This is a genomic window from Streptobacillus felis, from assembly GCF_001559775.1.
GTDB lineage: Bacteria > Fusobacteriota > Fusobacteriia > Fusobacteriales > Leptotrichiaceae > Streptobacillus > Streptobacillus felis.
The window spans coordinates 1-8,043 of record NZ_LOHX01000052.1 but is presented as its reverse complement, the minus strand read 5'-3'; the positions used below and the strand labels follow the sequence as shown (position 1 = coordinate 8,043).

Below are 8,043 nucleotides of genomic sequence, written 5' to 3'. Positions count from 1 at the left end.
GAAAGAAGTTAAAATAAAATATTATTCATTTCAATTTTTTTATTACATTGTCAATAAAAAATACTTGACAAAGTTTAATTAATAATGTAAAATTAGTTGTAATAAAAATTTGGAGGAAAAATAAATGTTAAAATTAAGATTAACTAGATTAGGTAGAAAAAAAGCACCTTTCTATAGAATAGCAGCAATGGAAGCATTAGGAAAAAGAGACGGGAAAGCAGTGGCTTATGTTGGAACTTACAATCCTTTAGTTTCTGAAAATCAAGTAAACTTAAAAGAAGAAGAAATTTTAAAATTCTTATCAAATGGAGCACAACCAACAGAAACTGTTAAGTCTATCTTAACTAAAGCTGGAATTTGGGAAAAATTTGAAGCTTCAAAAAAAAGATAATAAATAGAAATATAACACTTAAAGAAATTTAAGTGTTTTTTCTTTTATAGAAAGGAAAAATATGGATAAAATTAAATTGATTTCTTTTGATTTAGATGGAACTATACTAAAGGATTCTAAATTATCTAAAGGAGTTATAGATGCATTTCATAAATTAGAAAAATCTGACATTAAATTAGTAGTTAATACAGGTAGAAGTATAGATAGTTTACAAGAAATGTTTGAGACACTTAAATTATCAGGAAAAAATAACTACGCAATACTTACAACAGGTGCAGTTGTACAAAATATAGATACTAAAGAAATATTAAAACATTTTCATTTAAATATTTCAGACTATATATATATTAAAAATAGTTTGAAAAATGAATACGATTTAAGTGTGTATACACCAAATAAGTTATACTATGTAAATGAAATATTCCCTGAAATAATAGAAGATAATGAAATACTTTCTATGGAAATAGAAAAATTTGATGAAAATAAAGAAATAGAAATTTCAAGAGTTAATATAATGGGAAGTAGTGAAAAATTAGATGATTTTGAAAAAAATAATGATAAAGATTTTTTGAAAGATTATTACTATGTTAGAAATATACCTATAAGTATTGAAATATTAAATAAAAAAGCAAGCAAAGGAAATGGTCTTAAGGCTTTTATGGAAAAATTAAATATAGATCCTAGTGAGGCTATTGCAATAGGTGATGGGAATAATGATGTTTCTATGTTTGAAGTAGTAGATCATTCAGTTGCCATGGGTAATGCCACAGATTTTGTAAAATCAAAAGCAAGATATGTTACAGATAATATAGATAATGATGGATTTGTTAAAATGTTAGAAATGTTTAATTTAATATAGGAATCTAAAGGCAAAACTCATCCTAAAAAAGTTTTTGAGTAAAAACTCCATCGTAATTCTTTGATATTAGATTTTAATCGGTCGGAAATATAAGTCGTAAAAATAAATAAATCGTAAAAATATCCGTTCGAAATCTTTTTGGAAAAGAATTACTACCAAAAAATATTAATATTTACCTTTAAGGTTAACTTCTACAGTTAGTTTTGAATTTTCAAGATCAATTCTTTCTGAAACAGAGTTAACCTCTTTTTCTAATTTATCAAAATCTTCTTTTAAAACGTTTTGATTTAATACACCATAATTTACAACTCCAACACCACTTTCAGCATTAGAAGTATTAGAACTTAGTACTCTTTCTAAGAAGATTAATAAGCTTCTCTTATTCTTTACATCTTCTAAATGATAAAATAGAGGTTTACCATCTATTAAATTAGTTGCATTAGCATGATTTAAAGCTGTTTTTAATGTAGCTAAATCTTCGTTAATAGTTTCAAGTTCTAAATACATAGCAAGCATTTCTTTAGCTTGATCTTTATCAAAAACATCCTTTCCATTAACCTTTAATGGAACATTAGAATAAGAATTTAAGTTTAAAAAAATTCTGTTTTGTTTTTTTGTTAAATTTGATATTAAAAAAATACATTGTTGTATAGTTATTTTCATTTTCCTCCTTATTTTACTTCATATAGATAGAGTCCGTTTCCTGGAGCTACATATTTTTTAGCATCAGGATTAGGATTTTTAAATCCATCTTCTATGAAATCTATTTTAATTTTGTTTTCATATACTGCAAGAGAAGTTCCTATTATTATTCTTACCATAGTTTTTAAAAAACTATTTCCCTTAACATATATATGTATTCTTTTATCTTTTTCAATAGCATAACAATCATATATGGTTCTCATAGGATTTTTGTCAGCCTTATTTTCTTTTTTAGAAAAACTAGAAAAATTATGTGATCCTATAAAATGCTTTAAGATATCATTTAATTTATCTATTTGAATGTCATATTTTATTCTGGCTATATATTTTCTTTCAAAAGGACTAATATATTCTTGTTTAGATAATATATATTCATAAGTTCTTTCATTATTATTATACCTAGAATTGTAATTAATATCAACTTTTTCTATAGATAATATTTTTATTGAATAGTCAGAATATTTTTCTATCTTTTCCTTAATAATATTTAAATTGATATCTTTGTTTAGTATAAAATTTGAAATTTGCATTTTAGCATGTACATCTTTATCTGTTCTTCCGGAACTTATCATATTTACTGTTTCGTTAAATGAGTTTTTAAGTATATCTTCTATAGTTCCTTGAACAGTAATTTTATCTTTTTGTCTTTGTGATCCATAATAATTACTTCCATCATATTGATATATAATTTTAATGTTATTCATTTGGAAGACCTTCCCTTTTTATACCTTTAACAATATAGTACTTTCTTTCTGATAAGTCAAATAATGGTTTATCTGACATGCTGTCAGAATAGAATGCAAGTATCTTAAATTCAGGTAAATATTCCCTTAATCTAAGAACTTTTTCATTATGTTTACAATTTAAACCATCTATTTTACTTAAGAAATATCTTTCTTGTTTGATAAATCTAGTTCCTATTAATTTGTCAAAACCAAGTTCTTTTGATATTTCCTCAAGAAAAATTTCTGGAGTTGCAGATATTAATATTAATTCTTCTGAATTTTTCTTATTATTTATTATCTCGTTATATACCCAAGGAAATATTTTATTCTTATTTACCTTCCAAAATTCAGATATTTCTTTTTTTAAATAATCTATCTCAATTTGATTTAGTATTTCGAAAAATATTTCTTTTGATTTTTTTAAATCTTTTTTGTAGTAAAAAAGAGAAGGAAATACCTTATATATTCTAAATATATATTTAGGATTTCTTTTTAGAAAGAATCTCATAAAATCAGTAGATGTTTCACCACCATAAACTGTTTTATCAAAGTCATAGACTATAATATTTTTCAAGATCACACCTCTTTTCTAGTTTTTCTTTTAAGGACATGTATCCTTTATTTTTTAGTATTTCTTCAATGATGATTTTGTCAGTATTATTACTGAAAATATTTTTTATTTCATCATCCATTTTTAATATTTCAGACAGACATATACGTTTGTATCCATTAAATATTAGTCTTTGAGATAATATACATAATAGTGAATCTAGTATAAGATACTTAGGTATATTCATATCTATTAATCTATTTAATGTAGAAATACTATCATTAGTATGTAATGTTGCTAAAACTAAATGCCCAGTAAGTGCAGCTCTTATTGCAATTTGTGCTGTAATTTCATCCCTTATTTCACTTATTACTATGATGTCAGGATCTGATCTTAGTACTGTTTTAAGAATTCTATCAAAACTTAAACCTATTTCTTCTTTAACCTGAACCTGAACTATGCTTTCTATTTTGTTTTCTATAGGATCTTCTATACTTATTATTTTTCTTTTACTTTTCATTAATATATGTATTAGAGATAATAAGGTTGTTGATTTACCACTACCTGTAGGTCCTGTTATTAATATTAGACCATGAGATTTTAAGCATGCTTCATTTAAAATCTTTATTTCGTAGTCTTCAAATCCTAAAGCTTTAAGACTTATGTCTTTTAATGTAGAGTTTAATATTCTTAGTACAACATTTTCTCCTGAAAATGAAGGTAGAGTAGCTACACGTATATCATACTTCTTATTCATAAATGTATAAGTAAAAGAACCATCTTGTGGTAATCTTTTTTCTGCCACATTAAGCTTTGAAAGTATTTTTATTCTGGCAATAATTTCTTTTACATTTAATTTTTCCACATTAGATATATTCTTAATATTTCCATTAATTCTAAGTTCTAGTTTACATTTACCAACATATTCTCTGATATGTATATCTGTTGCATTTGTATTTATTGCTAAATCTAAAATATTTTCTAAATTAAATAAAAAGCAACTATCAAGGGTAGTTGCTTTTTGTAATAGATTTTCCCCCATTTAACACCCCTATTTATTACTTCATTTCTTTAAGTAATTCTTCTGTTTGCTTAGTCATCATATTAAACATAGTTTTTTTGATAATGTTGTACCATTTTAATTTTGATTTTTCTAAAGCTAAACCTTTTATAACATCTTTCATTTGTTTAACTATTAAGTCATATTCTTCAAAAGAAAGAGCAAGAACTTTTTCTTTAGGTCTTTTTTCTTTTTTACCTACATGTAAAGATTTCTCAACATAGCTAAAGAATTGAAATAAATTAGGTAAATGTTTTTCATACATAACCATTTGTTTTTTCATTTCACCTATCATTTGTTCTAAATATTTTTGAGAACCTTTACTTAATGTTACTTCTTTTTTTCTTTTACCTTTTCCTATTTTTTGAAGTAAAGCAGCCATGCTTGCTTGACTTCTTGCATTCATAACATCCATGTCTGAGATGTTATTAGGGTTTACTAACTTACCTTTCAAATTATTCCTCCTTAAGTTTTACTATCTCTATTAAAGGTATGGAACCTTCTCTTAATAGAGTTATTTCTTCTCCTTCTATTTTAAAAATACTAGAAGTTATACCACTTAAATTACTATCATCTATATATTTTATATCGACAGAATTAAGTATAAGATCATCTATTTCTAAAGATGTTTTTGGCGCTTCTTTACCGCTAATGTTTGCTGATGTAGTCATTAATATTCCGCCATGCTTTTCTATAATTTCTAAAGCTAATTTGTTATTAGGCATTCTTACACCTATATCTTCATAACCTAAAAGGTCTTTGATAAAAGGAGTAGATTTTGAAATCAAAGTTATAGCTCCTGGAAAGAACTTATCTATGATTTTATCAATGAAATTATTTGTTTTTATTATCTTATTTATAGTTTCTTTCTTTGAAACTAATGCAATAATTTTCTTATTCTTATCTCTATTTTTAATTTTAAAAATCTTTTCTAAAGCTTCTTTTTTAGGAAGAGTACCTATACCATAAACTGTATCAGTAGGGAAAAGAATTACAGGTTTATCCATCTAATCCTTCTACATCTAAGTTTTTAGGTATTTCAAATAAGTCACTTATTGCTTCTTCAATAAAGATTCTGTTGATAGTTTCAGCAAACATACTTGCTGTAGAAACTATAGATAACTTATCAAATTTAGATTCTTCAGGTAATTCTATAGTATCTGTTACAATAACCTTATTGAATTCTGAATTTTTTAATCTTTCTATTGCAGGTCCAGAAAATACTGGGTGTACAGCACATGCATAAACTTCAACTGCACCTTCTTTTTTTAGAGCAGAAGCAGCGTTACATATAGTTCCTGCTGTATCTATTATATCATCTATTAAGACGGCTTTTTTACCTCTAACTTCTCCTATTAAGTTCATAACTTCTGATACATTAGCTTTTTCACGTCTTTTATCTATAATAGCTAAAGGTACGTTTAACCATTTTGCTAATGCTCTAGCTCTTTTAACTCCACCAACATCTGGAGATACTATTACTGTATTATCTGAATTAAATCCTTTATCTAAGAAGTATTTAGCAAATAAAGGTAAAGCTTCCATGTGATCTACTGGGATATTAAAGAACCCTTGTATTTGTCTTGCGTGTAAATCCATAGTAACTACTCTTGTAGCTCCTGCAGTTGTTAATAAATCAGCCACTAATTTAGATGTAATTGGCTCTCTTGGGTATGCTTTTCTATCTTGTCTTGCATATCCATAGTAAGGAATAACTGCTATAATTTCAGTTGCAGATGCTCTCTTTAATGAATCAATGAAAATTAATAATTCCATTAAGCTTTCATTTACAGGTTTAGATGTAGATTGTATTACGAATACTTTACATCCTCTTACAGTTTCGTTTGATTTAGCAAATGTTTCTCCATCAGCAAATCTTACGATAGTTCTGTCTCCTAGTTTAACGCCTAGTTTTTCAGCTATTTTTGTAGCTAATTTTGTACTTGAAGTTCCAGCATAAACTTTAATCTCATGATTGTTGTACATTTCGAAATCCCACACTTTCTCTTATTTTTTATTTATTCCAATTTTATTGACTTGTCTTGCTCTACCAAATGCTATACTATCTTCAGGAATATCATTAGTTATTACTGAACCAGCTGCAGTTAGTACGTTGTTCCCTATATTAACAGGTGATACTAATATACTATTACTTCCTATGAAGCAATCCTTCCCAATATTAGTTTTATGTTTTTTAACACCATCATAGTTACAAGTTATAGTTCCGGCTCCTATATTAGTATTTTCACCGACTTCACTATCACCTATATATGTTAGATGTCCACATTTAACACCAGGGTGTAATATAGATTTTTTAATTTCAACAAAATTTCCTACTTTAGATTTTTCTTTTAATAATGAATTAGGTCTAATATGTGCAAATGGTCCTACACTTACATTATCCTCTATTATAGATTGTTCTACAACGCTATTATCTATACTTACATTATTACCTATAGTTGAGCTTTCTATTCTTGACCCAGAATAAATAGTACAGTTACTTCCTATTTTTGTACCTTTTTCTATGTATACGTTAGGGTATATAACACTGTCTTGTCCTATTTCCACATCTTCTTCTATATATGTAGTATTAGGATCTATAAGTATTACCCCATCATCCATAAGTTTTTCGTTTTTTCTATCTCTTAATATTTTAGAAACCATTGCAAGTTGTGATTTAGAATTAACTCCTAACATTTCTCTCTCATCTTCAAGAACTAAACTATCAACCTTTAACCCTTCAGCATTTAATAGCTTAACTGCATCAGTTAAATAGTATTCTCCTTTTTTGTTATCGTTATTAAATTTATCTAATATTGATAAAAGAGAAGTTCTCTTAAATAAGTAAACACCTGCATTTATTTCTTTAATGTTTTTTTGCTCTATAGTTGTATCTATTTCTTCTATTATGTCAGTAACTCTTCCATTTTCTTTGATTATTCTACCATAACCATGAGGATTGTTAACTTCACAAGAAAGAATTAGAGCATCTAAAGAATCATTTTTAAATTTTTCTTTCATTCTATTAATTGTTTCTACAGTTAATAAAGGTCCATCTCCATTACATATTAAAATATCATCGTTATTTTCTAATATTTTATCCTTTGCTATCATAACGGCATGAGCAGTACCTAGTTGTTGTTCTTGAACTACATGTTCAAGATCTAATACTTCAAGTATTTGCTCTTTTAGATAACCTAATATTAAGATGTTTTTATTAATACCTGCATCATCAAGAGTTTTAACAAGCTTAACTATCATAGGTTGTCCGTTTACTTTATGCATTAACTTAGAGATGTTTGACTTCATTCTTGTACCTTTACCTGCAGCAAGAATAATTGAAATCACAAAATCACCTACTTATATTAAATATATATAGATTATATCATTTTTGCTATTTTATTACAATATATATCATATATTTATACGTAATTGGGGGAAATATGTTTAAATTATAGTTTTTAATATACAAAATATTGGGGAGAAATCCAAGAATAAAAACTATATATAGTAGTACATAAAAAATGTATAAAAAAAGAAAAAAGTTCTTGACATAGAGGGGGGTCTTATGGTAAGATTATTAATGTCCATAACGGACGAGGACAATGGAAAGAAAAGGAATAAATAAAGCAAACAAGAAAGACAAGAAGTCAATTTAAGGTAAGAACAATAACTTTGAGAAACAAACTGACAAAAAGGTGAAGAATTTAAAAATATAGAAAATATATTGAATGAAGAGTTTGATCCTGGCTCAGG

Annotated in this window: 10 protein-coding genes; 2 read left to right on the top strand and 8 right to left on the bottom strand. The window is 26.2% G+C overall.

All coding sequences use genetic code 11. The features are described from left to right. The first annotated feature begins 124 nt into the window (after positions 1 to 124). Together rpsP and AYC60_RS00715 are read left to right on the top strand one after the other, a co-directional pair. On the top strand, positions 125 to 391 hold the full coding sequence (gene rpsP, locus AYC60_RS00720) for a 30S ribosomal protein S16 (protein WP_067320050.1): 267 nt from the start codon (positions 125 to 127) through the stop codon (positions 389 to 391). Between the two features lie 61 nt (positions 392 to 452). Then, positions 453 to 1,250: a Cof-type HAD-IIB family hydrolase gene (locus tag AYC60_RS00715; protein ID WP_067320047.1), complete on the top strand. Its 798-nt coding sequence runs from the start codon at positions 453 to 455 to the stop codon at positions 1,248 to 1,250. Positions 1,251 to 1,415: 165 nt separating this feature from the next. Here AYC60_RS00715 and AYC60_RS00710 read toward each other — a convergent pair whose 3' ends face one another. From AYC60_RS00710 to glmU, 8 genes are read right to left on the bottom strand one after another with little or no spacing between them, the layout of a single operon-like run. Next, on the bottom strand, positions 1,416 to 1,913 hold the full coding sequence (locus AYC60_RS00710; protein WP_067320044.1) for a hypothetical protein: 498 nt from the start codon (positions 1,911 to 1,913) through the stop codon (positions 1,416 to 1,418). Positions 1,914 to 1,921: 8 nt separating this feature from the next. Continuing rightward, the gene (truA, locus tag AYC60_RS00705) at positions 1,922 to 2,656 is read right to left on the bottom strand and encodes a tRNA pseudouridine(38-40) synthase TruA (protein ID WP_067320041.1); all 735 of its coding nucleotides are present in this window, start codon (positions 2,654 to 2,656) and stop codon (positions 1,922 to 1,924) included. Continuing rightward, the gene (locus AYC60_RS00700) at positions 2,649 to 3,251 is read right to left on the bottom strand and encodes an HAD family hydrolase (protein WP_067320038.1); all 603 of its coding nucleotides are present in this window, start codon (positions 3,249 to 3,251) and stop codon (positions 2,649 to 2,651) included. Before AYC60_RS00700 ends, truA begins: the two co-directional genes overlap by 8 nt. Beyond that, entirely contained in the window at positions 3,229 to 4,269 is a 1,041-nt protein-coding gene (locus AYC60_RS00695) for a GspE/PulE family protein (protein ID WP_067320035.1), read from the bottom strand. The genes AYC60_RS00700 and AYC60_RS00695 overlap by 23 nt, the downstream gene beginning before the upstream one ends. Before the next feature lie 16 nt (positions 4,270 to 4,285). Next, positions 4,286 to 4,741, bottom strand: coding sequence for a viral A-type inclusion protein (locus AYC60_RS00690; RefSeq protein ID WP_067320033.1), 456 nt, complete (start codon positions 4,739 to 4,741; stop codon positions 4,286 to 4,288). Between the two features lies 1 nt (position 4,742). Next, positions 4,743 to 5,294 carry an L-threonylcarbamoyladenylate synthase gene (locus tag AYC60_RS00685; protein WP_067320030.1) on the bottom strand — a complete coding sequence of 184 codons (552 nt, stop codon included), beginning with the start codon at positions 5,292 to 5,294 and terminating at the stop codon, positions 4,743 to 4,745. After that, positions 5,287 to 6,273, bottom strand: a complete 987-nt coding sequence (locus AYC60_RS00680; protein ID WP_067320053.1) for a ribose-phosphate diphosphokinase — start codon at positions 6,271 to 6,273, stop codon at positions 5,287 to 5,289. Before AYC60_RS00680 ends, AYC60_RS00685 begins: the two co-directional genes overlap by 8 nt. A gap of 21 nt (positions 6,274 to 6,294) precedes the next feature. Further along, positions 6,295 to 7,635 carry a bifunctional UDP-N-acetylglucosamine diphosphorylase/glucosamine-1-phosphate N-acetyltransferase GlmU gene (gene glmU / locus AYC60_RS00675; protein WP_067320027.1) on the bottom strand — a complete coding sequence of 447 codons (1,341 nt, stop codon included), beginning with the start codon at positions 7,633 to 7,635 and terminating at the stop codon, positions 6,295 to 6,297. Positions 7,636 to 8,043 lie beyond the last annotated feature (408 nt).